The 24,320-nt window shown below is 68.1% G+C and carries 23 protein-coding genes; 15 read left to right on the top strand and 8 right to left on the bottom strand.

The window, feature by feature from the left end:
• The first annotated feature begins 17 nt into the window (after positions 1 to 17).
• Complete coding sequence (locus UAJ10_RS01365; protein WP_322913515.1) at positions 18 to 374, top strand: hypothetical protein; 357 nt, start codon at positions 18 to 20, stop codon at positions 372 to 374.
• A 9-nt stretch (positions 375 to 383) separates the two neighbouring features.
• Here the strand turns inward: UAJ10_RS01365 and UAJ10_RS01360 are convergent, their stop codons facing one another.
• Positions 384 to 668 carry a hypothetical protein gene (locus UAJ10_RS01360; RefSeq protein WP_322913513.1) on the bottom strand — a complete coding sequence of 95 codons (285 nt, stop codon included), beginning with the start codon at positions 666 to 668 and terminating at the stop codon, positions 384 to 386.
• 148 nt (positions 669 to 816) lie between these two features.
• Between UAJ10_RS01360 and UAJ10_RS01355 the strand changes: the two genes are divergently transcribed.
• The 5 genes from UAJ10_RS01355 to UAJ10_RS01335 all read left to right on the top strand — a co-directional run bounded on the left by UAJ10_RS01355 (position 817) and on the right by UAJ10_RS01335 (position 2,770).
• Positions 817 to 1,065 (top strand): type II toxin-antitoxin system Phd/YefM family antitoxin, encoded by a 249-nt coding sequence (locus UAJ10_RS01355; RefSeq protein WP_322913511.1) that lies wholly within the window; start codon positions 817 to 819, stop codon positions 1,063 to 1,065.
• Entirely contained in the window at positions 1,062 to 1,487 is a 426-nt protein-coding gene (locus tag UAJ10_RS01350) for a type II toxin-antitoxin system VapC family toxin (RefSeq protein ID WP_322913509.1), read from the top strand. Before UAJ10_RS01355 ends, UAJ10_RS01350 begins: the two co-directional genes overlap by 4 nt.
• A 67-nt stretch (positions 1,488 to 1,554) precedes the next feature.
• Positions 1,555 to 1,866 (top strand): ArsR/SmtB family transcription factor, encoded by a 312-nt coding sequence (locus UAJ10_RS01345; RefSeq protein WP_322913507.1) that lies wholly within the window; start codon positions 1,555 to 1,557, stop codon positions 1,864 to 1,866.
• 16 nt (positions 1,867 to 1,882) lie between these two features.
• Positions 1,883 to 2,368 carry an SRPBCC family protein gene (locus UAJ10_RS01340; RefSeq protein ID WP_322913505.1) on the top strand — a complete coding sequence of 162 codons (486 nt, stop codon included), beginning with the start codon at positions 1,883 to 1,885 and terminating at the stop codon, positions 2,366 to 2,368.
• 33 nt (positions 2,369 to 2,401) lie between these two features.
• Positions 2,402 to 2,770, top strand: a complete 369-nt coding sequence (locus UAJ10_RS01335; RefSeq protein WP_322913503.1) for a hypothetical protein — start codon at positions 2,402 to 2,404, stop codon at positions 2,768 to 2,770.
• Here the strand turns inward: UAJ10_RS01335 and pdxR are convergent.
• Positions 2,721 to 4,223: a MocR-like pyridoxine biosynthesis transcription factor PdxR gene (gene pdxR / locus UAJ10_RS01330; RefSeq protein ID WP_322913501.1), complete on the bottom strand. Its 1,503-nt coding sequence runs from the start codon at positions 4,221 to 4,223 to the stop codon at positions 2,721 to 2,723. The genes UAJ10_RS01335 and pdxR overlap by 50 nt on opposite strands.
• Positions 4,224 to 4,332: 109 nt before the next feature.
• On the opposite strand from pdxR, the gene UAJ10_RS01325 reads away from it, so the two are divergent.
• From UAJ10_RS01325 to UAJ10_RS01315, 3 genes are read left to right on the top strand one after another with little or no spacing between them, the layout of a single operon-like run.
• Positions 4,333 to 5,409: a redoxin domain-containing protein gene (locus tag UAJ10_RS01325; protein WP_322913499.1), complete on the top strand. Its 1,077-nt coding sequence runs from the start codon at positions 4,333 to 4,335 to the stop codon at positions 5,407 to 5,409.
• A 26-nt stretch (positions 5,410 to 5,435) separates the two neighbouring features.
• Positions 5,436 to 5,903 (top strand): cupin domain-containing protein, encoded by a 468-nt coding sequence (locus UAJ10_RS01320; protein WP_322913497.1) that lies wholly within the window; start codon positions 5,436 to 5,438, stop codon positions 5,901 to 5,903.
• A 44-nt stretch (positions 5,904 to 5,947) separates the two neighbouring features.
• The gene (locus UAJ10_RS01315) at positions 5,948 to 6,748 is read left to right on the top strand and encodes an MBL fold metallo-hydrolase (protein WP_322913495.1); all 801 of its coding nucleotides are present in this window, start codon (positions 5,948 to 5,950) and stop codon (positions 6,746 to 6,748) included.
• Here UAJ10_RS01315 and UAJ10_RS01310 read toward each other — a convergent pair.
• Positions 6,737 to 7,426: an EAL domain-containing protein gene (locus UAJ10_RS01310; protein ID WP_322913493.1), complete on the bottom strand. Its 690-nt coding sequence runs from the start codon at positions 7,424 to 7,426 to the stop codon at positions 6,737 to 6,739. The genes UAJ10_RS01315 and UAJ10_RS01310 overlap by 12 nt on opposite strands.
• 162 nt (positions 7,427 to 7,588) lie before the next feature.
• Complete coding sequence (locus UAJ10_RS01305; RefSeq protein ID WP_322913491.1) at positions 7,589 to 9,016, bottom strand: FAD/NAD(P)-binding protein; 1,428 nt, start codon at positions 9,014 to 9,016, stop codon at positions 7,589 to 7,591.
• 343 nt (positions 9,017 to 9,359) lie between these two features.
• Here UAJ10_RS01305 and UAJ10_RS01300 point away from each other — a divergent pair, with 343 nt between their 5' ends.
• A complete protein-coding gene (locus UAJ10_RS01300) occupies positions 9,360 to 11,831 on the top strand; it encodes a TonB-dependent receptor plug domain-containing protein (protein WP_322913489.1) in 2,472 nt (823 codons plus the stop codon).
• 60 nt (positions 11,832 to 11,891) lie between these two features.
• Here the strand turns inward: UAJ10_RS01300 and UAJ10_RS01295 are convergent, their stop codons facing one another.
• On the bottom strand, positions 11,892 to 12,161 hold the full coding sequence (locus UAJ10_RS01295; protein ID WP_322913487.1) for a hypothetical protein: 270 nt from the start codon (positions 12,159 to 12,161) through the stop codon (positions 11,892 to 11,894).
• 316 nt (positions 12,162 to 12,477) lie between these two features.
• Here UAJ10_RS01295 and UAJ10_RS01290 point away from each other — a divergent pair, with 316 nt between their 5' ends.
• The 4 genes from UAJ10_RS01290 (at position 12,478) to UAJ10_RS01275 (ending at position 17,142) form a co-directional block, all read left to right on the top strand.
• Positions 12,478 to 14,187, top strand: coding sequence for an adenosine deaminase (locus UAJ10_RS01290; protein WP_322913485.1), 1,710 nt, complete (start codon positions 12,478 to 12,480; stop codon positions 14,185 to 14,187).
• A 22-nt stretch (positions 14,188 to 14,209) separates the two neighbouring features.
• The gene (locus UAJ10_RS01285) at positions 14,210 to 15,169 is read left to right on the top strand and encodes a nucleoside hydrolase (RefSeq protein ID WP_322913483.1); all 960 of its coding nucleotides are present in this window, start codon (positions 14,210 to 14,212) and stop codon (positions 15,167 to 15,169) included.
• 162 nt (positions 15,170 to 15,331) lie between these two features.
• Positions 15,332 to 16,114 carry a substrate-binding periplasmic protein gene (locus UAJ10_RS01280; protein WP_322913481.1) on the top strand — a complete coding sequence of 261 codons (783 nt, stop codon included), beginning with the start codon at positions 15,332 to 15,334 and terminating at the stop codon, positions 16,112 to 16,114.
• 230 nt (positions 16,115 to 16,344) lie between these two features.
• Complete coding sequence (locus UAJ10_RS01275; RefSeq protein ID WP_322913479.1) at positions 16,345 to 17,142, top strand: substrate-binding periplasmic protein; 798 nt, start codon at positions 16,345 to 16,347, stop codon at positions 17,140 to 17,142.
• On the opposite strand, the gene UAJ10_RS01270 is transcribed toward UAJ10_RS01275, so the two are convergent.
• The 3 genes from UAJ10_RS01270 to UAJ10_RS01260 form a co-directional block, all read right to left on the bottom strand.
• Positions 17,046 to 19,244, bottom strand: coding sequence for a formylglycine-generating enzyme family protein (locus UAJ10_RS01270; RefSeq protein ID WP_322913478.1), 2,199 nt, complete (start codon positions 19,242 to 19,244; stop codon positions 17,046 to 17,048). The two genes, UAJ10_RS01275 and UAJ10_RS01270, sit on opposite strands and share 97 nt — an antisense overlap.
• A gap of 14 nt (positions 19,245 to 19,258) precedes the next feature.
• Positions 19,259 to 20,254, bottom strand: a complete 996-nt coding sequence (locus UAJ10_RS01265; protein ID WP_322913476.1) for a nucleoside hydrolase — start codon at positions 20,252 to 20,254, stop codon at positions 19,259 to 19,261.
• A 153-nt stretch (positions 20,255 to 20,407) separates the two neighbouring features.
• A complete protein-coding gene (locus UAJ10_RS01260) occupies positions 20,408 to 22,609 on the bottom strand; it encodes a TonB-dependent receptor (RefSeq protein ID WP_322913474.1) in 2,202 nt (733 codons plus the stop codon).
• Between the two features lie 934 nt (positions 22,610 to 23,543).
• On the opposite strand from UAJ10_RS01260, the gene UAJ10_RS01255 reads away from it, so the two are divergent.
• A complete protein-coding gene (locus UAJ10_RS01255) occupies positions 23,544 to 24,317 on the top strand; it encodes an ABC transporter permease (protein WP_322913473.1) in 774 nt (257 codons plus the stop codon).
• Positions 24,318 to 24,320 lie beyond the last annotated feature (3 nt).

Genomic DNA, 24,320 nt, shown 5'->3' with positions numbered 1-24,320 from the left:
GCCTGAAGAGCCTGCTTATGACCGCCGCTTCACCTGAAACCATCACCCTGTGGCGCCCCGTGGGACCGGAGGAGTTGGCGCTGATGGAACAGGCGGAGATGCGGGCCTTTCCGCCCCGCCTGCCGGAACAGCCCATCTTCTATCCGGTGCTGACGGAGGACTATGCCGTGAAGATCGCGCGGGACTGGAACGTGCCGGCCTCGGGCAAGGGGTACGTCACCCGCTTTCAGGTGGCGGCGGACTTCCTGGCCAAGTACCCGGTGCAGGAAGCCGGCGGACGCGACCATCTGGAATACTGGATCCCGGCGGAGGACCTACCGGCCTTCAACGCCGCCATCGTCGGCGTCATCGAGGTGACGGCCAGCTTTCCCTGACCGGACGGTTCACCGCCCGGGCCGCCGGGGGTTCCACGGCTTGCCTCTGACAATCTGCGCCAGGACCAGCGCGCCGTTGACCAAGCCCATCACGCCCAGGATCACGGCGCCGAAGCGCGCGCCGTGCACCAGGCCGATGGTCACGACATTGTCGGCCACCAGCACCCCCATCGCCAGCAGGGTCACGGCCGCCATGAGCAGGAAGCCTGTGCGCTTTCGCGGAGTGCGCATGCCATGGACACAGATGGCGAGGATAGCCAGCAGGCCTATAGCGGCGAGGATGTCGAGGATCATGGCGGCAAGCAGCGTATAGCGAAGATTGCCGCTGTCTTACGGGATGGCCGGCGGCCTTGGCTATTGGTTTTCACCGGGGCCCTTTCGCCTTGTCGGCTGCCGCGCGAATGACCATAATGACCAATATAGTCATGGAAAGGATCGCAGCATGAAAACCTGGACCGTCGCGGAAGCGAAAGCCAAGTTCAGTGAGGTGCTCGACCGTGCCGCCGCCGGGACCCCGCAGGTCATTTCCCGCAATGGCCGCACCACCGCCGTTGTGGTTTCGGCCGAGGAATGGGAACGCAAAACCAAACGTGTGGGCAATCTGGCGGAGTTCTTCACCGTGTCCCCCTTGCGTGACTCTGGCCTGATTGTGGAACGCGCGGCAGATCGTTCCCCCGAGATCGATCTGTGAACTATCTGCTGGATACCAACGTGGTGTCGGAGTGGGTTAAGCCACGCCCCGACACCGGCGTCATCGAATGGCTGGCTACGGCGGATGAGGATCGCCTCTATCTCAGCGTCGCCACCCTGGCGGAACTGCGTCAAGGCGTGCAGCGGCTGGCACCGGGTCAACGCCGGGACCGGCTGGACATATGGTTGCGGGACGACCTGCCCCTGCGTTTCGATCACCGTATCCTGACCATCGACACGGCGGTGGCCGATGCCTGGGGCATCATCGTGGCACGCGGCCAGACGACAGGCCGTTCCATCAGCGTGATGGACGCCTTCATCGCCGCCACGGCGGAAACACATAACCTGACCCTGGTGACGCGCAACGTCGCCGACTTCGGTCTTCTGCAACAGCCCATTCTCAATCCCTGGGCGGCTAACTGACCGTACCCGTTCCATTCACCATTCCAGCCCCCTTGACTAATCCGTTCGCCATGACTTACCGTAAGTCATGTCTTACGAACAAGCGCTGACCGCCCTGGCCGATCCCACGCGGCGGGCGGTGTTTGAGCGGTTGCGGGCGGGGCCGCAGCCGGTGGGGGAGTTGGCGCGGCATCTGCCCATCAGCCGGCCAGCGGTATCGCAACACCTGAAGGTGCTGAAGGATGCCGGCCTGGTGACCGATCGGGCGGAAGGAACACGCCGCATCTATCACATCGACCCGCACGGCCTGGGCGCGCTGCGCCGCTGGCTGGACCAGTTCTGGGAGACCGCGCTCGACGCCTTTGTCGTCGAGGCGGAAAGGAGCACCGATCAACCATAAGAGGGAGGCCACCGCCATGACGCTTGCTGATCGCACCATCGCCGTAGCACCCGTGGTGAAGACCGTGACGGTGAAGGCCAGCCAGGCCCACGCCTTCCATGTTTTCACCACCCGCTTCAGCAGCTGGTGGCCCGCCACCCACCACATCGGCAGGGCGCCCCTGGCCAATGCCATCATCGAGCCCAAGGTGGATGGCCGCTGGTACGAGGTGGGCGATGACGGGGCGGAATGCGACTGGGGCCGCGTGCTGGCGTGGCAGCCGCCGGCCCGCCTGGTGCTGAGCTGGCACCTGGACGGCGATTTCCAGGTCCGCACCGACACCTATTCGGAGGTGGAGGTGACCTTCACCGCCCTGGATGAGACGCTGACCCGGGTGACGCTGGAACACCGCGACCTGGAGCGCTTTGGCACCGAGAATGGCGAGCGCCTGCGGGGCAAGGTGGACAGCGACGGCGGCTGGGGCGGCATCCTGGATCTGTACGCCGGCGCGGCCAACGGCTGAAAAAGGCCGAACGGGGGCAACAGGGGGAATGCGATGGGAAAGATCGTCGACCGCACGTTGGCGGTGCTGCTGATCCTGGGTGCCGGGGGCCACACCGCCGGTTCCTTCAACGCCTACGGCAACCAGCCCATGGTGCTGCTGTGGGCCCTGAGCGCCAGCATCCTGGTCATCCTGCTGGGCGCCTTGAACCTGCTGCGCGGCAGCCGGCCAGCGGACAAGGCGCTGGCGTGGATCTGTGCCGCCGGCCTGGTGGCGTGGATGGGCTGCTGTGTCGCCTTCGCCGCCATCGCCGGCACCTGGCTGGAGCCGCACGCCGCCATCTTCCTGCTGCTGTCGGCCGGCCTGCTGGCGTTCAGCCTGCGGACCGCGTTGCGCCCCGAAGGATGGCCGCCAGCCGGCTGACGGCTGGCGCGATGGCGTCCACCCCCACCCCGCCGTAACCGAAGGCGAGGCCGGCGGCGACGTCCCCCGGGGCGGGCCCCTCTGGCGCGGGTCGCAGCGCGTAGGTGGCCAGGCTCTCCACCCCGATGCCGACGGCCAGGGCCTGGGCCACCACGGCATCCGCGTCCACCGGCCGGCGGAAGCGTACGGCCAGGTGCAGCCCCGCCACCGCCGGCACCGGATCCAGCAGGTCACCGCAATGGGCGGCCAAGGCCCCTAGCAGGGCGGTCCGCCGTTCATCATAAACGGTGCGCATGCGCCGGACGTGGCGGGCCAGGTGCCCCTCGGCCATGAAGGCGGCCAGGGTGTCCTGCTCCACCACCGGGGCGTGCCAGTCGGCCACCTGCTTGGCCCTCAGCACAGAATCGCGCGCCCAGGACGGCGCGGCGATGAAGCCCAGGCGCAGGGCTGGGAACAGGCTTTTGGAAAAGGTGCCGACATAAAAGACGCGGGCCCCGCCGTCCAGGGTCTGCAGCGCGTCCAGCGGCCGGCCGCCGTAGCGGAATTCCCCGTCATAATCGTCCTCGACGATCACGGCGCCCCGGGCGGCGGCATAGGCCAGCAGCGCCTGGCGCCGCCGGGGCGACAGGGGCACGCCCAAGGGGAACTGGTGGGACGGCGTGACGTAGACCACGGCCGCGTCCGGCGGCAGGGCGTCGACCACCAGCCCCTCCCCATCCACCGGCACGGGATGAAGCTGGGCGCCGGCGGCCAGGAAGGCGCCCCGGGCGGAGGCGTAGCCGGGATCCTCCATCGCCACCACCGGGCGGTCCGGCGTCACCAGCACGCGGGCCAGCAGGTCGAAGGCCTGCTGCGCGCCGGCGGTGATGACGATGTCCTCTGCCCGGCAGGCCACGGCGCGGGTGAAAGAGACGTGGCCCGCCACCGCCGCCCGCAACGCCGGCCGGCCCGCCGGCTCGCGATAGCCGGGCTGCGCGCGGGCGAAGGCGCGCAGCGCCCGGATGTACAGCCGCCCCCAGATATCGAAGGGGAAGTCGCTGGTGTCCGGCAGCCCCAGGCGGAAATTGACCGCAACCTCCGGCGGCAGGGTGGGTGCGCGGGCACCACCGGGCGCCAGCAACGCCGGGTTCAGCCGCACGCCGCTGGGCGGGCCGGGCGGCGGCCCCCCGGCCGCGGCGCCGGCCTGCGCTTTGGCGCCCGTGTCGGCGACGAAGGTGCCGGCGCCGGTGCGGGCGACGACATACCCCTCGCTCAACAGCAGGTCATAGACCGTCACCACCGTGGTGCGGGACAAGCCCAGGTCCCGCGCCAGCGTCCGGCTGGGCGGCAGGGGCAGACCCGGCGCCAGCCGCCCGTCCAGGATGGCGGCGCGCAACTGGTCGTGCAGGGCGCGGCGGACATGGCGGGAGCCGGGCGGCGGCAGCGTCAGGCCCAGTTGCAGGGCGGTGGTCATCAGGTGTCGGTGTCCCCAATTGGATCACCAGAAATACCACGAATCGGCTCTCGTTCTTGATCCAATTTCGCGCCATGCTGGACCCATCGGATCCTGAAGGAATGTCCTGATGCGCACCCCTTCGCTTGCCGGCCCGCTGATGGCCGCCCTCGCCACCGCCACCATCCCCGCCAAGGCCGCCACGGACGGCACGCCAGCCGTCACTGCCGAAAGCGGCCAGGGCCGGGCGGAGGCGGCGGGCAGCGGCCTGCTGGGCCTGCCTGGCCCAGCGGCCACGCTGACCACCCTGGAGGGGGAGCGCATCGACCTGTCCGCTTACTACGGCAAGAAGCCGGTCTACCTGAAGTTCTGGGCCACCTGGTGCGTGCCCTGCCGCGAGCAGATGCCGGGCTTCGAGGCGGATTACGAGACGCTGGGTGACAGGATGGCCATCATCGCCGTCAACACCGGCTTCAACGACAAACCGGCGACCGTGCGCGACTTCCGCCAGAAGATGGGCCTGCGTATGCCGGTGGCTGTGGATGACGGCAGCCTGGCCGCCGCCCTGAACCTGCGGGTGACGCCGCAGCATGTGGTCATCGGCCGCGACGGCCGCATCCTCTACGTCGGCCATCTGGCGGACGACAAACTGCACCAGGCGCTGCAGGCGGCGCTGGCGGAGGGCGGGAGCGCCGCCGGCATCGCCAGCGCCCCTGGCCATCCGCAGGAGGCCACCTACAAGCCGGGCGACATCCTGCCCGGCCTGACCACCAGCATCACCACCGGCCAGGCCTTCCCCCTGGGCGGCCCCAGCCGCGACGGCAAGCCCCGTGCCGTCCTGTTCTTTTCCCCCTGGTGCGAGTCCTATCTGGCCACCAGCCGTCCGGCCAGGGCGGCGGCCTGCCGCCAAGCGCGGGAGGTGGCGTCCAGCCTGGCCGACCAGGGCCAGGCCCATTGGCTGGGCGTGGCCTCGGGCCTGTGGGCCTCGGCCAAGGACCTGGCCGATTACCAGGCCAACCCCAAGACGCCGGTACCAGGCGCCCTGCCTCTGACCCTGGACGCCGACGGCCATCTGTTCCGCGCCTTCGGCGTGCGCGAGGTGCCCAGCCTGGCCATCATCGACGCCAAGGGCCGCATCACCCGCATCCTGGGGCCGGAGGAAATCACCCTGGCCACCGCGCAGCGCACCGTCGCCCAAGCCCGCTGACCAACCCGAACACCGCAGGAACCGTCATGATCCCCACCGTCAACGCCCCCACTGCCGGCGCCCCAACCGCCCATCCCATCGACGCCCTGGCCCAAGCCTGGGTTCCCCTGCGCCCCGGCCTGTCGTTCCGCCCTTTGCACTTCGCCGAGGACGGCTATGACCTGCAGCTGCGGGTGGAGCCCGGCACCCTCATCCCCCGCCACCGCCACAGCGGGGAGGTTCACGCCTACACCCTGTCGGGATCGCGCGAGATCATCGAGACGGGGGAGATCATCGGCCCCGGCGTCTTCGTCCATGAGCCGGCGGGCAATGTCGACAGCTGGCGGACCGTGGGGGATGAACCCTGCGTCATCCACATCAGCCTGACGGGGGATATCGACTATCTGGATGAACAGGGCCAGGTGACAGGGACCACCAACAGCGCCAGCGCGCGGGCCGCCTATCTGGCTTGGTGCGCCGCCCAGGGTGTCGCCCCCCACCCCGCCCTGGCCTGAACGCCCCTGGCCTCAGCGCCCCTGGCCTTACCGGAAGCACCGCCATGCACGCCATCTGCGAGACCTGCGGCACCCAATTCAGCGCCACGACCCCGCCCGACCATTGCCCCATCTGCGAGGATGAGCGCCAGTATGTCGGGTGGCGCGGTCAGCGCTGGACCACCATGGACGGGCTGGCCGCCCGCCATCGCAACCGGCTGGAGAAGGACGCGGGCCTGTTCGCGCTGGGCATGACGCCATCCTTCGCCATCGACCAGCGCGCCCTGCTGCTGCCCACCGACGCCGGCGCCATCCTGTGGGAATGCGTGCCGCTGGTGACGGAGGACGGGGTGGCGGCGCTGAAGGCGCGGGGTGGCGTGGACAGGATCGTCATCTCCCACCCCCATTTCTATGCGTCCATGGTGTCGTGGAGCGAGGCGCTCGGGAATGTCCCGATCCTGCTGCATGCCGCCGACCGCGACTGGGTCATGCGCCCGGCGCCGCAGGTGGAGTTCTGGGAGGGGGACCGCCTGGCCCTGTCGGACGCGGTGACCCTGATCCGCTGCGGCGGGCATTTCCCCGGCAGCACCGCCTTGCATTGGCGGGACGGTCCCCGACCCGGCGGCGCCCTGTTCCCCGGCGACGCGCTGCAGGTGGTGATGGACCGCCGCCACGTCACCTTCATGTACAGCTACCCCAACTACCTGCCCATGACGGCGGCGGATGTGCGGGGTATCCGCGAACGTCTGGCCGGCCTGCGGTTCGAGGACGTCTACGGCTACACCTGGGGCCGCGACATCATTGGTGGCGGGCGGGAGGCGGTGGACCGGTCCTTCGACCGGTTCCTGGCGCGCCTAGAGGCCTAGGGGCTTGGGCAGCGCCTCGAACGCCGGGCGGCCGAACAGATAGCCCTGGATCAAATTGATGCCCATCGCGCGCAGGGCGGCCAGTTCGTCTTCCGTCTCCACCCCTTCCGCCACGACGGTGATGCCCAGGGTCTGGCAAACCTGAACGATGGCCGCGACGATGGTGCGGCTGACGGGACGGTTGGCGACGTCGCGGGTCAGTTCCATGTCGATCTTCAAGACGTCCGGCTGGAACTTGGCCAGCAAGGTGAGCCCGGCGTAGCCGGCGCCGAAATCGTCGATGGCGGCCAGGAAGCCCCGGCGGCGGTATTCCTGGAATATGCCCAACAGATGGGCCGGGTCGTTGACGGGTTCATTCTCCGTCACCTCGAACATCAGTCGGTCCAAGGGCATGCCCACGGTTCGGCTGGTCTGCACGGTGGCGCGCAGGCAATTTTCCGGTTGGTAGACCGCCGCCGGCATGAAGTTGATGGATAGGCGGGCCCCCGTGGCCGGCAGGCCCAGCGCCGCCGCCAGCTCTATGGCCTTGACCCGGCAAGCCTGGTCGAACGCATAGCGGTTGTCGGCATCCACGGCGGCCAGCACCGTGCCCGCGCCCTCACCATTCGGGCCGCGCACCAGGGCCTCATAGGCGAAGACGGTGCGGGCGGCGACATCGACGATAGGCTGGAAAGCCATTGTGAAGTCAAAGGATAGCTCCGCACCGTCACGGCAAGCTTGGCAACCCATGAATGAACTCTTTCGTGACGGAAAGGCAGGCCGGGGCCGTCGGCATCCCCAACCGCCGCTTCATATAAGTCCATCTTTCCCAAATTCGACAAGGGGCCGAAAGGTTCTGCCTCAGGCCTCCACCGCCACCTTGGCGTGACGGTCGATGTAGGCGCCCAGGTGCTGGGCCAGGGTGGCGGCCTGCATGCGGATGTCGGGTACGGCCGTCATTTCCCAGAAGGTGCCGCGCGTGACGGGGCCGATGGCGTACAGCCCGGAAACCGGCTTGCCCCCGGCGTCCAGCACCCGCGCCTCACTATCCACGTCCAGACCCAGGTGCAGGGGATCGGGACGGATGGTGCCCTGGGCCAGCAGGTCGCGCACCAGCGGATCGGTCACCCGCAGGATATCGCAGGCCGGGCCGGAACAGTTGATGACCTGGTCGACCGGGAAGGTGATGTCGCCGCTTTCGTTGCGGGGCCGGTAGGTCACCCGCACCCGACCCTGCGGGGCGTCGGGCACCTCCTCGATGGACTGCAACCGGCCGGCGGTGACGATCAGCGCGCCCGTGGCCTGCAGGGCCGTCAGCTGGGTGGCGACGGCCGGCGCCAAGCGGTGGCGGTGCACGTCCCACCAGGGGCGCAGGTGGCGCAGGAATCGCTTCTTCTCGCCCAAGGGCAGGGCCTGCCAATAGGCCACCGTGCGCGGGCGCAGGCTGTCGATCACCGGCTGCCAGGCGCGCCCCGCCGCCTGTTCCTGCCGCACCAGGTGGCGCACATGGGCCAGCGCGCGGGAGAGGGAGGTGGGCATGTCCGGCGGCGGCGGCACGACGTGGGGCACGGCATCGGTGTGCCGGCGGGGCAGCAGGCCACGGCGCGACAGCGCCACGATCTGCCCTTGGTGGCCCCGCGCCCGCAGGGACAGCACCGTGTCGACCATGGTCAGGCCGGTGCCCACCACCAGCACGCTGTCACGCACGCCGATGTCCCGCGCCACGCTGGGCGCCCACGGGTCGGGATGGAAGCGGGGGGAACGGAAGAAACTGGCATCGAACAGATGCGGCGGCTGCGGCGGAAAGTTGCCGATCGCCAGCACGGCGGCGTCCAGCTTGTATTCCCGGCCCACGTCCAGGCGCACCACCATGCGCCCGCCCTCATGCCGCAGGGCCACGGCGGTGTCCGGCACCAGGATGAGGCGCCCGGCGGAGCGCGACTGCTTGGCCGCGTCCGAGATCAGCTTTTGGAGGTAGTGGCCGTAGGTCTGGCGCGCGACGAAGCTGGCGGGGCCGGCCCCGGCCGCCCCCGGCACCGCGTCGCCCTGCTGGCGCAGCCAGGCCAGGAAATGTTCCGGCTGGTCGGGGAACGCGCTCATGTTCCCGGCCCGGACATTCAGCAGATGGGCGGGGTTGCCGGTGGCGTAGGCCAACCCCCGCCCGAAGTCGGAGGCGCGTTCGATCAACAGGATGCGGGGACAGTCGGCCCCGCGGGAAAGCAGGTGCAAGGCCAGCAAAGAACCGCTGAAGCCCGCGCCGATGATGGCGATGGTCGGCCGTGTCGTCATGGGTGTTCCTACCCGGCGCCGGTGGGGTGAGCCCAAGGGGGCCGCAAATTGATCCCCATGCTCATCGGCGTCCACCCCCGCTGTCAAGCGACGTTTGGCTTACATACCACATTAGTGGTACCGTTAAATAAGGCGCGCCGAAGATCGGCCAAACGCCACGTGATCTATACAATTCTGCATGGCACCTCCGCCGCGCACCGTTCCAGGTCGGTGCTTGCGATACTGCGACGATCCGCGCCATGCTAATGGTGCGTGTTGAATAAAAATATGAACACAAAAAAAACGTTGTTTCTGTCCGCCCTACGGATGGCGGACGGCGACGACCCGTTGGGAGTCTTAATCCATGACAGTTTTTTCAAGGCCGTCCCTGGCCAAGCACCGCCGGGCCGCCACCGCGCTGGCGCTGGTCCTGGGCGCTCCCTTTGCCGTACGGGCCGCGCACGCGGCCGAACCGGCGCCGCAAAGCAACGCCACCTTGAGCGACCTGGACGAGGTGGTGGTGACCGGCACGCGGCGCAGCGATCGCACCGTCGCGTCCTCCCCCGTGCCCATCGACGTGCTGCCGGTGGATGAGCTGGAGAAGACCGGCCTGGTCCAGACCACGCAGATGCTGCGCGCCCTGGTGCCCAGCTTCAACTTCCCGCAGCCGGCCAATACCGACGGCACCGACCATGTGCGCCCCGCCACCCTGCGGGGCCTGAGCCCCGACCAGACGCTGGTGCTGGTCAACGGCAAGCGCCGGCACGTCAGCGCCGTGCTGAACCTGAACGGCAGCGTGGGCCGCGGCTCCGACGCCGTGGACCTGAACACCATCCCGTCCATCGCCATCGAGAAGATCGAGGTGCTGCGCGACGGCGCCGCCGCCCAATACGGCTCCGACGCCATCGCCGGCGTCATCAACATCCGCCTGAAGGGTCAGGACAGCGGCGGCAGCGCCGCCGTGGAGTATGGCGAATACGGCGCCGGCGACGGCCAGACCGGTCGGGTGGAGGCCAATGTCGGCCTGCCCCTGCCCCGCAACGGCTATGTCACCCTGTCGGCGGAGGCGCACCGGTCGCGGCCCACGGACCGGTCCGGCGATGACCCGCGTCAGCAGTACCTGACGGCCGGCGACCCGCGCGAGGCCACCTTCGACCGACACGACAGCCGCTTCGGCGATCCGCTGGACAAGGAATACAACCTGTTCCTGAACGCCAGCCTGCCGGTGAACGACAAGGCGGAAATCTACGCCTTCGCCAGCCTGGGCCAGCGCGACGGCCAGAGCGCCGGCTTCTTCCGCCGAGCGCAGGACGTGCGCACGGTGCGGGCCCTGACGCCCAACGGCTACCTGCCCTACATCACGTCCAAGCAGCTGGATCTGTCGACCACGGTGGGCGTGCGCGGCGACCTGCCCGACGACTGGACCTATGACCTGAGCGTCGATTACGGCCGCAACCGCTTCGACTATGGCGTGGAGAATTCCGTCAACGTGTCGCTGGGCACGGCCAGCCCGCGCGACTTCCAGGCCGGCGAGCTGGTGTCGGACGAGCTGGTGGGCAACCTGGACGTCCGCAAGCTGGCCCATGTCGGCTTCCTGCCCGACACGCTGTCCATCGCCGTGGGCACCGAGGTGCGGCGCGAGGACTACACGATCAAGGCGGGGGAGCCCGCCAGCTATATCAATGGCGGCGTGCCGGTGCTGGACGGTCCGTCCAAGGGCACGGCGGCCGCCCCCGGCGCCCAGGTCTTCCCAGGGTTCGAGCCGGCTGACGCCGGCACCAACAGCCGGGGCAGCGTCGGCACCTATGCCGAGCTGGAAACCAAGCTGACGCCTGACTTCCTGGTGAACCTGGCCGGCCGGTATGAGCATTACAGCGACTTCGGCGACACCACGAACGGGGAGCTGTCGGCCAAATACGACCTGATCTCCGCCCTGTCCGTGCGCGGGGCCATCAGCACCGGCTTCCGCGCGCCCTCCTTGGCGCAGTCGCACTATTCCGCCACCAGCACGGTGTTCATCAACAGCGTGCCCTATGACGTCCGCACCTTCCCGGTGACGGACCCGGCGGCCAAGGCGCTGGGGGCGGAGCCGCTGAAGCCCGAGAAGTCCACCAACTACAGCGCCGGCCTGGTGTTCCGCCCGGCGGACAACTTCTATGCCACTGTGGATTTCTACCAGATCGACATCGACGACCGCATCGTGCTGTCGGAGAACCTGACCGGGGCGGCGGTGGTGCGGCTGCTGGCGGCCAACGGCGTCACCGGCATCGGCGGCGGCCGCTTCTTCACCAACGCCATCGACACCCGCACCCGGGGTGTGGATATCGTGGGCCGTTACGCCCTCGATCTGGGCGACGCGGGCAGCCTGTCGCTGACCGCCGGCCTTAACCTGAACGACACGGAAGTGACGCGGGTCGAGGGCAATCCGTCGCAGCTGGCCAGCCTGGGCACCACGGTCTTCCGCTTCGGCCGGTCGGAGAAGGGCCGCATCGAGAAGGGCCAGCCCAAGAACAAGCTGAACCTGGCGGCGACCTATGATTGGGACAAGCTGTCGACCACGGTGCGCACCACCCGCTATGGCAGCACCACCTCGCTGGACAGCAGTAACCCGACGCTGGACCAGACCTATGGCGCCAAGTGGGTCACCGACATCGCCATCAGCTATCAGGTGACCGACGCCATCGGCGTTACCGTCGGCGCGGACAACGTGTTCGACGTCTATCCCGACAAGGTCATCGCCGCCAACAGCACCAGCGGCATCTATCCCTACAGCAACTACTCGCCCTTCGGCTTCAACGGGGCGTTCTACTACGGCCGCGTCAGCTACAAGTTCTGAGGCGGTCGATGGGATGGCGGCCGCCCCGGCGGGTTCACCGGGGCGGCCGCGTCATTCTCCTCAAGCCTTGGGCGCGGGCTTGGGCTTGTGCGCCTCCAGGAAGGCGCGGAACTGGTCCTGGTCCAGGAAGTACAGCTCCAGGCACTTGTCATAATCGGCCTTGTCCTTGATGACGCGGCAAAGGCTTTCCGCGTCCTCATTTTCCTTCTGCTGCTGGATCACCGCCTTCTTGTCGGGGTCGGCCGGCGGGGTTTGCGCCGCCGCCGGCAGGGACAGCAGCAGCGAGGCGGCGAGCGGGGTGCAAAGGGCGAGGGCGGAAAGGGCGCGCACCTGGGGTTCTCCTGACGGCTGGAAAGACGCCCCGGAACGGAAGCGCCCTGATCAGCCGGAAGTTTAACGGCCAATGGTTAAGGTTCAACATCCCGTTTTGATAGCCGGCGGCTATGGCGGGACCCCACGCCCGGCTTGAAAGTCTTCCTGGATTTGGGCGGTGGCACCGCTGGCCGCCAACACCCATAATGCCCTGGACTGGCAACGGCGTATCCGCCCCGTGGCCCCCGCCCCTGGACGCGTCGACGGCCCGACCCTGACCCATCCCGGCGGCGGGCTGTCCCGTGGGCGGATGAAAGGACAAGGGGCGAGGGGCATGAGCATGGGGGCACTGCGTACCCGCATGGGGCGCACAGGGGCGACGCGTATCCGTACCATTCTGGCGGCGGGTGGCCTGGTGCTGCTGGCCGCCTGTGCCGCTGATGGCGGCCGTGGCGACGCGCCGGCGTCAGCGCCCGCCCCGGCCGAGGCCCCCCGGACACCGGAATCCCTGACACCAGAGTCCCAGACGGCCGCGCTGTTCCGCCAGTTGCGCGCTGACCCGGTGCGGTTGGCCATGTTCCTGCGCCGCATGCCCAAGGGCGCCGACCTGCACAATCATATGAGCGGCGGCATCTACGCCGAGAACATGGTGGACTGGGCGGCGGCGGAATCGGCATGCGTCGACCCCAAGGCGCTGGTGCTGAAGCCCGCCCCCTGCACCGGTGGCCTGGTGCCGGCGGCCGACGCGCGGCGCGACGTCGGCCTGTACAACCGGCTGATCAACGCCCTGTCCATGCGCAACTTCGTGGCGGGTACGGAGTCCGGGCACGACCATTTCTTCGACAGCTTCGCCAAGTTCGAGCCGGCGCTGAAGGCCCGGGTGCCCGAGATGTTGGCGGAGGCGGCGAACCGCGCCGCCGCCAGCCACGTGCTGTACCTGGAACTGATGTGGTCCAACGGCATGTCCAAGGCGGCGGCCCTGGCCGCCCCGCTGGGCACGCCGGCCCCGGGCACCATCCCCGGCGACACGGCCACGTTCGACGCCTGGCGCGCCAGGGTGGAACCTGGCCTGCCGGCCATCATCGCCGCCGCGAAGGCCGACACCGACGCGGCGGAGGCCCGCATGCGCCAGATCCTGCGCTGCGGCAGCGCCGACGCCCAGCCGGGCTGCGCCGTCACCATCCGCTATCTGGCCCAGGTCATCCGCGTGCTGCCCGCCCCCCAGGTGTTCGCGCAAAGCCTGTACGGCTACGCCCTGACGGCCGCCGACCCGCGCTTCGTCGGCGTCAACCTGGTGGCGCCGGAGGACAACCCGGTGACGCTGAAGGACTATGGCCTGCAGATGCGCCTGCTGGGCTATCTGGGCCGCCGCATGCCGGCGGCCAACCTGTCGCTGCACGCCGGCGAACTGGCGCTTGGCCTGGTGCCACCGGAGGATCTGCGCGACCACATCCGCCTGGCGGTGGAGGTGGCGGGCGCCAAGCGCATCGGCCACGGCGTCGATATCGGGCAGGAGACGGACGCCCAGCGCGTGCTGAAGACCATGGCCGACCGGAACGTGCTGGTGGAGATCAACCTGACCAGCAACGACGTCATCCTGGGCGTGACCGGCCGCGACCACCCCATCACCACCTACCGCGCCTTCGGCGTGCCGCTGGCCCTGTCCACCGATGACGAAGGCGTGTCGCGCATCGACCTGACGCATGAATATGGGCGGGCGGCGGAGACCTACGGCCTGGATTACGCCACGCTGAAGACCTTCTCCCGCGACGGGCTGGAGCATGCCTTCCTACCCGGCGCCAGCCTGTGGGGGTCGCCGGGGCGGCTCGTGGCATCCTGCGCCGCCGATCATCCCGGCACGAGCCCATCCGCCTCCTGCCAGACCTTCCTGGACCAGAGCCAAAAGGCCGCCCTGCAATGGCGGCTGGAGGCGGACTTCCACGATTTCGAGATGGCCGTGGCCGCCGAGGCCGAAAGCGGCTTGTGGGGCCAGGACCACGGCCCTAAAACCACCGCCGAGTCCCTTGGCAAATCCCCCAATTGAGTTTTGAAGCGAGACCGCGCCCATGCGCCTTCTGATCGACACCGATACCGCCGGCGATGACGCCTTTTCCCTGCTGCTGGCCCTGCGCAACCCGAACGTGACGCTGGACGCCATCACCATCTGCCACGGCAACGTGACCTTCGACCAGTGCGTGGAGAACGCGCTGTACACGGTGGAGGCCGCGGGCCGCGGCGGCGAGGTGCCGGTCTACCCGGGCGCCCGCCTGCCCATGATGCGCAAGCCGCTGGACGCGGCCTACGTCTTCGGCAAAGACGGCATGAGCGACGCCAACTATCCGCCGGCCAAGCAGCGGCCGGAGGCCAAGCACGCCGTCGACGCCATCATCGATACCGTCATGGCCCACCCGGGCGAGGTCACCATCATCGCCCAGGCGCCCCTGACCAACCTGGCGCTGGCGGTGATGAAGGAGCCGGCGATCGTCCAGGCCACCAAGCACCTATGGATCATGGGCGGTACCGACAACGCCGTGGGCAACGTCACCAGCGCGGCCGAGTTCAACTTCTACGTCGATCCCGAGGCGGCCAAGATCGTGGTCAACGCCGGCTTCAAGGCCAGCCTGCTGACCTGGACCCGCTCCATGGTCGAAGGGGTCATCACCAGCGCCGAACTGGACGCCATCGCGGCCCTGGACACGCCGGTCTCGCGCTTCTTCACGCGCGTGAACCGCGACAGCCTGGCCTTCTCGCGCGATCGCCAGCGCATCGACGGCAGCATCCATCCCGACGCCTTGACCTGCGCCTGCGCCCTGAACGAGGCCCTGGTGCTGGAGGCGGAGGAGTGCGTGGTGGACGTGGAGACGGCCGGCACGCTGACGCGCGGCTATTCCAGCGTCTCGTCCGCCATCCTGCCGGACGCGGCCGACGCCGATCCGGATCTGGCGCCCCAGGTGCCCAACATGCGCGTCATCAAGCGCGCCGACCGCGACGGCTTCGTCCGCATGATGACGGACGCCGTGCGCTGATCCGGGGGCGCCACCCCCACGACCGATGGTGGCGCTTTCTCCCCTTGCCCCTCTGGTGTAGCCTGTCCGGATTAGGAATACGAACCGATCCGTTTCCAGACCGTCAGTCAACGCACGTCCCGGCACCTTCGATCACCCAGGACCGAATACGCGGGGGGCTAGATGAGTGGCACCATCATCGACCGCCGCGCGCTGTTGCGGGGCGCCGGTTCCGTTGGGCTGGGCCTGGCCCTGGGCCCCCACGCCGCCCGCGCGGCGGTGCCGCCCTTGCGTTTCGTCTATGCCGACAATGTGGTGCCCTTCAGCTATGCCGACGCGGACGGCAACGCCACCGGCCTGCTGAAAGACGATGTCGACGTCGTGACCTCGGCCGCCGGCTTTAGCCAGATCACCAGCCTGATGCCCTGGGGCCGCGCCCAGGCCACCGTGCGGGCGGGCCAGGCGGACGGCTTCTGCACCGTGCCTTCCGCGGAGCGCGCCGCTTATGTCCAGTTCTGCCTGCAGCCGGTGATGACCAGCGACATCGGCATCTGGCACCGTCGCGATGACGACCGTTTCAAGGCGGTTGGCACCCTGGAAGAGCTGGCGGCCTTCCGCCTGGGCAGCTACGTCGGCAACGGCTGGGCGACGGAACACATGGCCGCCATCCCAACCTTGGCGATGGTGCCGGATCCGGTCAGCGTGCTGAAGATGCTGGCCGCCGGCCGCATCGACGCCTGTGTCCACGACGAATTGCAGATGGGCTATCTGGCCCGCGCCGCCGGCCTGAGCGGCGCCCTGGCCTATACGCCCCGCCCCTTCCTGGGCACGGTGGTGCGGACACTGGCCATCCGGCGCAGCCTGCCAGACTGCGCCACCGTGGTGGCGACCCTGGACGCCGCCATCCTGGCCCGCCGTGCCGACCTGGACGCGTTGGCCCGCCGCGTGCGCCTGGGCATGGCCTGACCGAAGGCGCGCTTAGAAGAACGCCACGCCAGGGTGTAGACTGGCATCCGTGGGAAACGGGGGCCCGCGTGGACCGGAGAAGCCGACATAAAAGCCGACATAAAAAAGGCATGGGGCGATGGGCGCGGCGCATGGCGCTGTCGGCGGCCGTCCTTCTTGGCGCATGCCTCGTTGACGCATGGAGCGGCGCAGGCGCATCCCCCGCGCCAAGCGGCCCGCCGACGCCGGTTATGGAGCTGCGCATCCCGCGCCACGGGCCATCGGACGCCAAAGCCCCCAGCATGTGCGAGGAAATCCTGCTGGCCTTGACGCGCCAGGTGGCCGGCGTGCGGTTGGTATGGTCCACGGACTGGCTGACCCATGACCGGGCGGTCCAGGAACTGGCGGCCGGGCGGCTGGACACGGATTGCGGCTACTACCGCACGGCGGAACGGGAAGCCCGGATACTCTATTCCCACCGCGCCGTCATCCGCATGGAAACGGTGCTGGCCGTGCGCGCCGACGACCCGGCCGCGATCGCCACCTTCGATGAGTTGCGCGCGACGCTGGCGGGTGGACACGACACCATCCTGGTCAACGCCGGCTCCGCCTTTCTGGAGCGGCTGCACCGCGCCGGCATCGAGGACCGCAGCATCGACGCCTGGGCCGCGCACAGCGACACCAACCTGCGCAAGCTGATGAGCGGCCGGGGCCGCTTCTTCATCTTCCGCAATCCAGGACTGACAGAGGTCATCCAGAACAACGGCTGGGACGGGCGGGTTCGCATCCTGCCCCATCCGCTGGCGGTGGAGGACCAATACATGGTCTTCTCCCCCACCTGGATCCGGCGGTACGGGAACGGCTGGAGGCGGGGCTGGACCGCCTGGCGGCGGACGGCACGCTGGAGCGGATCGCCTTGCGGCACGCGGGCCACGCCCCTGGGCTCTGACCGTCAGCCCGCGTCCTTCACGCACCGGAAACCCACCAAGGCGGAGCGGTCGCGGGAGGGGGCCATCAGCAGCAACTTGCCGTGCTGGTCGTTGCGGTAGGCCTGTGGGAAATACCAGATGGAGCCCTGGGGCTGGTACAGGCTGCCACCGCGCAGGATGGCGGCGCGGGTGTGGTCGTCCTGGTACTCATCCGTCCATTGCCAGACGTTGCCCACCAGATCCTGGACACCGAAGGGGCCGGCCCCCGCCGGGTGGGCACCCACCGCGTCGGGCGGCCGCACGGCGCGGCCCCGTTCCGGCACGGGTACCGCGTCATCCCGCCAGGTGTCGCCCCAAGGATAACGGCGGCCACCCCGCCCCTGCGCGGCGTACTGCCATTCCCATTCGTGCGGCAGGCGCTTGCCCGCCCAGGCGGCGTAGGCGCGCGCGTCCTCCAGCGACACCCAGGTGACCGGACGGTCGTCCCAGCCGGCGGGATAGGTACCACCCTTCCAATCCTTCAGGAAGTTGCGGTCGTCCTTGGGATGATAGCCGCTGGCATCCAGGAAGCGCTTGAACTGCGCGTTGGTCACGGGGAAGCGGTCCATGAAGAAGCGCGGCAGCGCCAGGCGATGCTCGTGATGGCGCCGCGCCTCCCCCTCCCAGGGATAGGCGACGTCGACGCCGGCGGCGGTGCCGCCCTCGATCTCCAGCCCCTGGACGCGGAAGGTGAAATCGCCGGCCGGAATTTCCACCATGCCCTCGGGCGCGGTGGCGGCCGGCGGCGTGGCCGGGATGTCGACCAGGCGCTGGGACAGCGGTGTCCACACGCGCGGCAGGCCGGCCAGGTCCGTGGCCGTCAGCGCCTTCATACGCTCCATCAGCTGGCGGGTGGCGGCGTCCGGGGCGCCGGGCAGGGCCAACACGGCGCCGAAGCCCTGGGCCTCCAGCGGAAAGGACAGCATCAGCTGATCCCCGTCCCGCCGCGGCGTCAGCTCCACGCCGTGGTAAAGGTCGAAATAGCGCAGGGCCGGTCCGCCCACCGGCACGGCCAACACCGTCTGGTCCAGCGGATGGTCGTTGCGGTTCACCATGGTCCAGGCGGCACCGCCGTCGGCGCCCGGCCAGCGGCTGGCATACACGCCGGCGGCACGGGTGGGGTAGAAGGGCTGCCAGTCCGGGCTGGACAGGAAGGGGGCCAGGCCCCGTTCCAAAGTCGCCACCCGGCGCATCGCCTCGCCATCGCGGGCGCTGATGCCGTTCCAGATGCCCCACACGTTCTCCCATGCTTCCCAGCCGACGCCGTTGAAGAAGGCGTAGTGAAGGTCGTCGGTCTTGTCCCGGGCCCAGCGGTCCGAGATGTTGACCATGTGCCGGGGCTCCAGCCATTTGTAGCGGTCGACCTTGGGCACCGGCGCGAAGGTGTATTGGCCCCAGGACATCAGGTCCCAGGCCACGGCCTCATCCGCCAGCACCCCTTCCGGCTGGAAGGCCAGGGGATGGCCCGCCTTGTCCGCCGCCTGCGAAAAGGCCAGCGGCACACCGTCCTGGGTGTCGCCGTTTATGCCGTCGATGCCGATCTCCTTGGCCAGTTCGGCGATGGCTTGCGGCCAGGGCTGGGCGGGCGCCCGTGTCCCCTGGTCCCACATCATCATGGGCAGCAGCACGCGCACGCCCCGGCGGTGGAAATCCGCCACCATGGCCTTCACCGCCGGCAGGCCGCCCGGCAGATTGGCCACCTGGTCCAGCTGGTTGCGGTCGTCGATGCCCATGTTGGGATAGTCGGGCCACAGCAGCACGGCGTCGATACCGCCGAAGCGGGCCGTCAGGTCGTCCAGATAGCGATCGACGGTATAGCGGCCGGCCACCGGATCATAGAAATAGCGATCCTCCACCATCATCTGGGTCTGGACGAAGCTGGTGCGGGTCCAGGCCAGCCGGGGATCGTCATAACGGGCGGGATCGTAGCCGACGCGGATGCGGCGTTCCTGGCGCCAATGGCGGACATCCGCTAGCCAGGCCTCGTAGTCGGCGCCCGCGCACTCCGGCGTTCCGCCCTCCCACGCCTCCCGCCAAGTGAGGCAGGCGGGGCCGTTGATCATCAGCTGCTTCCAGCTGCCGTAGGGCACCGCTTGGGTGTCCTGCGCCCCGGCGGTGCCGCTCAGCAGCGCGCCCAGACTCAACAGCGTGCCTAGAAAAGCGGCGGCCAGCAGGCGGCGCATGATGGGATGTCCCCCTACTGCCGGGCCAGCAGGCCGGTCATCATCAGGTCCAGGATACCCTCCTTGTCCTCCTTCAGGCAGACCTGGGCGTTGGCGGGGCCCGCCGTCGGCGTCGTCTCCCCCTTGTCGCCTACGACCAGGCGCAGGGGCGTGGTGGGGCACAGCTTGGGGTCCAGGACATAGGCCACGGGCACCAGGTCGAACAGCGTGGGCGTGATCTGGCCCCAGCCGTTCAGGTGGCGCCACTGGTGATACATCAGGGCCAGGGCGTCGGTCATGGGTGTGCCGGCGGCGAACAGCAGGTCGCGCTTCACCTCGTCCAGCTTCAGCCGGGTGCTGTCGAGCGGCATCACCACCAGGGGCACGCCGCTGGTGAAGAGCTTCTTGGCCGAGGGGATATCGGAATAGATGTTGTATTCCGGCGTCGGGCCCTTGAGTGGGCCATAGCCAGTGTCGTCATAGCCGGCATAAACCGAGCCCCCCATCATCACCACGCGCTTCAGCTTGGCGAACCCGGCGGGGTCGCGATCGATCAGGGCGCCCAGGGTGCTGGGCGGCGCCAGCGAGATGAGCGTGACCTGCCCCGGGTAGCGGCGCGCCTGCTCCAGGATGAAATCCACCGAGGACGGCACCGGTCCCGCCGGCGCCGCCTGCCCTTCCGCCCAGCGCTTCTGGGTGTACGGCGTGGTGTTGGGGGTGGCGGGCCCTTGCGCCACGGGCACGTCGGCGCGGCCAGCGATGGCCAGCAGGCGCTGCAGCTGACGCACGCGCAGGCCCGTGTCGCCCCAGGCCGCCGCGACGCCCAGGATGTCCAGGCGCGGATCGTTGAGCGCCGCCGCAAGAGCGAAGGCGTCGTCGATGTCATCACCGATGTCGGTATCGATGATGACCTTTTCCCGGCCCGATGCCGCCGGTGCGGCGATGCCGGGACCCGCCAGCACGGCGGCACAGAAGACACCCGCGCACAGCAGCGGGAACAGGAAGGCGATCCGAAGCATGGACCGGGTCATGGGTATCCCCCAAGGCACGGGATGGCCGCCCGCGGTTGGGGCGCATAGGAACAAGGACCCGCCGCTGCCACGGCCGGGCCCTTGCCAGAACAGCTCGTCTCATGGACACCCGGTGGCGACGTAGCCGCCACCGGGATCGTCCCCGACCGCGTCTTAGAACGAGTACTTGGCCTGAACACCGATGATACGGGGTTCGTTGACCATGCCCGTCAGGTTGTTGAAGTCAATGGCGCCGATGACGCGCACCTGATCCAACACGTTGCGGACGAAGGCCGCGACCTCATAGCCGGCGTCGTTCTTGTAGCCCAAGCGCAGACCACCATCCAGCAACCACTTGCCGGTGAATTCGGTCGACTTGTACAGGAAGAAGTTCACGTCGCTGCGGTAGGCCCAGTCGGTGTAGAAGAACACCTCGCCGTTGGCGCCCACCGGCACGCCGTAACGGAAGGTGGCGTTCAGCACCCATTCCGGCGCCTCGGGCAACGGGTTGCCGTCCAGCAGGGCGTTGCCCTGGGCGTTCAGCGCGTTGGTCACGGTGCAGCCGCCGCCGCAGGTGGCGACCGACACGTTCGGGTCCTGGATTTCGGTGTGGTTGTAGCTGCCACCGAAGGTGACCAGCATATGCTCCACCGGCTTGGCCTCCAGCTCCACCTCCACGCCGTAGCCCACGGCATGGTCGGCGTTCAGCAGGCGAGCGGTGTTGCTGGCGCCGCCCACGGCGGTCAGCTGCATGTCGCTGGTGTCGTAGTAGTAGCCGGTCAGGTTGAAGCTGGCGCGCTTGTCGAACAGCGACGACTTCAGGCCCGCCTCATACGAGATGGTGGTCTCGGCCTTGGCGGACGAGGTGGCGTTGGCGAAGGCGATACGATCCTGGATGGACGGGGCCAGGTAGCCGGTGGCCACGCGGGCGAAGACGTTGACGTCGCTGTTGACGGCGTAGTCGGCGGAGATGTCCCAGGAGGCGTTGCCGCCGTTGACGCTGGTGCGCAGGTAAATCGGACCGGTGAAGCCAAAGTCACGGATGGATTCGACCGACTTGTTGTCGTGGGAATAGCGCACGCCGCCGCCCAGGGTCAGGGCGTCGGTGACCTTGTACTTCACCGAGCCGAAGGCGCCGTCGGTCTCGCTGCGGTCCTTGTGCCGAACCTGGTTGTCGATGGAGCCATCGGCGGTGACGTAGTCGTAGTCCTTACCGGCCAGGTAGGAGTTGAAATAGTATAGGCCGCCCTGCAACAGCCAGGGGCCCAGGTCGTTGGAGGCGAAGCGCAGTTCCTGGCTCAGCTCGCGCGGGGAGTTGTAGCCGCCGGTCTCCACCGAGAACGGCACGTCCGAGGGCACGCCGCCGTCGATGTCGCCCCGGCTGAACACGTTGGCGCGCTCATAGCCGCTGACCGAGGTGACGGTCACGGGGCCGGCGTCGTAGACGACGTGCAGGTTGGAGCCGAAGGAGTTCAGCTTCTGCGGGTTGGCGCCGTCCTGGTTGGCCTTCTCAATGTCGAAGCCCGGAACCAGGTCATTGGTGCCCTTCTGGATGATGTTGGCGCGGAACAGACGGGCGGAGCCGTCCAGCTGACGACCATGGACGTTCAGCAGGATGTCCAGGTTCTCGTTCGGCGTGTATTCCAGCTGGAACCGGCCGGCCAGGTCGCGATAGCCCTCGAAGTCCGTGTCGTTCTTCGTCGAAATGTCTTGGTTCTGGACCCAGTCGTTGCGGCGTTGCAGGCTGACCGAGGCGCGGTACTTCAGCACATCCTTGACGATGGGGCCGCCCACGGCGCCGGTGAAGTTCACCGTGTCATAGGTGCCATAGGTCAGGTCGGCGAAACCGCCGAAGGTGTCGCTGGGCTTGGCGCTGTCGATCTTGACCACGCCCGCGGGGGTGTTCTTGCCGAACAGCGTGCCCTGGGGGCCGCGCAGCACTTCCACGGCGCCGACGTCGAAGACCGGGAAGGCCTTCAGCATGGGGTTTTCCATGGCGACGTCGTCGAACACGACCGACACCGGCTGGGAGGCGTTGGGGTCGAAGTCGGCGTTGCCCAGGCCGCGGATGTAGAAGCGCGGATAGGTGCGGCCGAAGGACGACTCAGCCTGAAGGCTGGGGGCACGACCCGCCAGGAAACGGATGTCCTGGCCGCCGGAGTTCAGCACGTCCAGCTTTTCACCGCTGATGGAGGTGACGGCGATCGGCACCTCACGCTCCAGCGCCGGCCGGCGTTCGGCCGATACGATGATTTCGTCCAGCTTGTCGGAATTGTCGTCGGCGGCCCGCGCCACGCTGGCCAAACCCAGCAGGGTCAAAGCCGACATACCTAGCAGCACGGACTTCAGCCCGCGGCCCTTCTCAACCCTCATCATGCTCGATCCCTTCACTTTTTCCAGGCCCTTGCCGAACCTGCTTTTGCGTTGCCCGTCGCACCGGCCCCCGCAGCCCAAAAGGCTAGGCTGGGAGCAGCCAGGGGAGGGTACATGGCAGATTTTGTTTGCGGCAGCCCCACTACTACCGAAGGTCTTTCAAATCCAACAAGAAAGCGAGGACCAGCCCGAAATTTTGCCGCAGCGCACATATTTGATGCGCGAGTGTTGCCGCGATGCGGCACCCAACCCCTGCCTTGGCGTGTCGCTAGCAAGAAAGACGCCAACTTCCAATTGATGCGCATGGGCAAGGAATGGCGACGAAGGCAGGGCGCGGCGGATATTAGCCCTGCCCATAATCCAGGCGGCGGCACCCGACATTTTGCCTAATCTATAGGCTCTCTTTGGGCGGCCAGGGTGAATGCCCATATAGGGGTCCCGCCTGCCGCGATACCCACCGGGCGCCCTACAATAGCCACACTATGACAGTGCAGTCTGCCACTGCCTCATGCGGCAGGACTTTGCCGGGGGCTTCAACCATTGCCAACGGCCATAGGGCGCCTGCTCGGCCCCGCAATCCGCGGCGAGGAGGCCTGAGGTTTTAAGATGGAACAGGGGGACGGGGTTATGGTACCCCGTCAACGACAAGGATGCTCATGGCTATGCCTTCGGCTTTGTATTGTTTTGGCAAGGTGCCCGGGCTGCTTCACGGCATGACCGGCTGAGCTATGGCCATGGCGCCCTCAACGCCGATAAACGGACGTTCCGTCGCGACCGGCGAGCATAAAGAAGTCCGGTGGGACCCGCCTTTGGGTGCTGAGAGCTTGGTCAGATTGGTTTTGGAGCCGCGTTCCCCATGATAGTCGCCGGTAAGCCGCTTTCCGCCCAGACAGACCCCGTTCAAACCGCCAGGCCCGCGACCCCCAATCGGGGGCGCTTGGCTCTGCGCGACTTGGCCAGCGGCATGAACCAGCATTGGCTTTGGCGCGCCATGGCCATGCAGGATATCGTGCTGCGCTATCGGGGTTCCGTGTTGGGTCCATTGTGGCTGACGTTCAGCACCGCCATCATGATCGCGGCCATGGGCTTCGTTTATTCCCAGATCTTCCATCTGGATCCGGAACGCTATGTTCCCTTCCTGACCCTGGGCCTGCTGATTTGGCAGTTCATCTCTTCGGTGATCACCGATGGCTGCTCCGCCTTCATGTCGGTGCAGCACGCCATCCAGCAGGTTCGCCTGCCTTATACCGTGCATGTGCTGCGCAGCGTCTTCCGCAACCTGCTGATCCTGGGCCATAACGCCGTCTTGGTCCCCATCGTCTTCCTGATGATGGGGCACGGCATCGGCTGGGATGCGCTGATGGTCATTCCGGGCCTCATCCTTTTGTGTGTCAACGGCTTCTGGATCAGCATCCTGCTGGGCATGCTGAGTGCCCGGTTCCGTGACGTGCCCCCGATCGTGGCGGCGCTGCTGCAGGTCGTCTTCTTCGTGACGCCCGTGTTCTGGACCGTGGAAACACTGGGCAGGTATCGACATGTGGGCGACTTCAATCCCTTGTTCGCCGCCATCGATGTCATCCGTGCGCCTTTGCTGGGCGAACCGGTCGCCCCGTATTCCTGGCAGATCGTTGGCGTCATGACCGTGGGCGGGCTGTTGGTGACCGCCGTTTTCTTCAGCCGCTTCCGGTCCCGGATCGCTTACTGGGTGTGATTT

Source organism: Nitrospirillum guaranorum (assembly GCF_034653275.1).
Taxonomy (GTDB): Bacteria; Pseudomonadota; Alphaproteobacteria; order Azospirillales; family Azospirillaceae; genus Nitrospirillum.
The sequence above is the reverse complement of the archived record's forward strand: the minus strand, read 5'-3'. Positions and strand labels throughout refer to the sequence as shown.

Excerpts from the sequence above, each read along its gene's own strand:
- UAJ10_RS01365 (WP_322913515.1), top strand. The coding sequence starts at position 18 with ATGACCGCCGCTTCACCTGAAACCATCACCCTGTGGCGCCCCGTGGGA.
- UAJ10_RS01360 (WP_322913513.1), bottom strand. The coding sequence starts at position 668 with ATGATCCTCGACATCCTCGCCGCTATAGGCCTGCTGGCTATCCTCGCC.
- UAJ10_RS01355 (WP_322913511.1), top strand. The coding sequence starts at position 817 with ATGAAAACCTGGACCGTCGCGGAAGCGAAAGCCAAGTTCAGTGAGGTG.
- UAJ10_RS01345 (WP_322913507.1), top strand. The coding sequence starts at position 1,555 with ATGTCTTACGAACAAGCGCTGACCGCCCTGGCCGATCCCACGCGGCGG.
- UAJ10_RS01340 (WP_322913505.1), top strand. The coding sequence starts at position 1,883 with ATGACGCTTGCTGATCGCACCATCGCCGTAGCACCCGTGGTGAAGACC.
- UAJ10_RS01335 (WP_322913503.1), top strand. The coding sequence starts at position 2,402 with ATGGGAAAGATCGTCGACCGCACGTTGGCGGTGCTGCTGATCCTGGGT.
- pdxR (WP_322913501.1), bottom strand. The coding sequence starts at position 4,223 with ATGACCACCGCCCTGCAACTGGGCCTGACGCTGCCGCCGCCCGGCTCC.
- UAJ10_RS01325 (WP_322913499.1), top strand. The coding sequence starts at position 4,333 with ATGCGCACCCCTTCGCTTGCCGGCCCGCTGATGGCCGCCCTCGCCACC.
- UAJ10_RS01320 (WP_322913497.1), top strand. The coding sequence starts at position 5,436 with ATGATCCCCACCGTCAACGCCCCCACTGCCGGCGCCCCAACCGCCCAT.
- UAJ10_RS01315 (WP_322913495.1), top strand. The coding sequence starts at position 5,948 with ATGCACGCCATCTGCGAGACCTGCGGCACCCAATTCAGCGCCACGACC.
- UAJ10_RS01310 (WP_322913493.1), bottom strand. The coding sequence starts at position 7,426 with ATGGCTTTCCAGCCTATCGTCGATGTCGCCGCCCGCACCGTCTTCGCC.
- UAJ10_RS01305 (WP_322913491.1), bottom strand. The coding sequence starts at position 9,016 with ATGACGACACGGCCGACCATCGCCATCATCGGCGCGGGCTTCAGCGGT.
- UAJ10_RS01300 (WP_322913489.1), top strand. The coding sequence starts at position 9,360 with ATGACAGTTTTTTCAAGGCCGTCCCTGGCCAAGCACCGCCGGGCCGCC.
- UAJ10_RS01290 (WP_322913485.1), top strand. The coding sequence starts at position 12,478 with ATGAGCATGGGGGCACTGCGTACCCGCATGGGGCGCACAGGGGCGACG.
- UAJ10_RS01285 (WP_322913483.1), top strand. The coding sequence starts at position 14,210 with ATGCGCCTTCTGATCGACACCGATACCGCCGGCGATGACGCCTTTTCC.
- UAJ10_RS01280 (WP_322913481.1), top strand. The coding sequence starts at position 15,332 with ATGAGTGGCACCATCATCGACCGCCGCGCGCTGTTGCGGGGCGCCGGT.
- UAJ10_RS01275 (WP_322913479.1), top strand. The coding sequence starts at position 16,345 with ATGGAGCTGCGCATCCCGCGCCACGGGCCATCGGACGCCAAAGCCCCC.
- UAJ10_RS01270 (WP_322913478.1), bottom strand. The coding sequence starts at position 19,244 with ATGCGCCGCCTGCTGGCCGCCGCTTTTCTAGGCACGCTGTTGAGTCTG.
- UAJ10_RS01265 (WP_322913476.1), bottom strand. The coding sequence starts at position 20,254 with ATGACCCGGTCCATGCTTCGGATCGCCTTCCTGTTCCCGCTGCTGTGC.
- UAJ10_RS01260 (WP_322913474.1), bottom strand. The coding sequence starts at position 22,609 with ATGATGAGGGTTGAGAAGGGCCGCGGGCTGAAGTCCGTGCTGCTAGGT.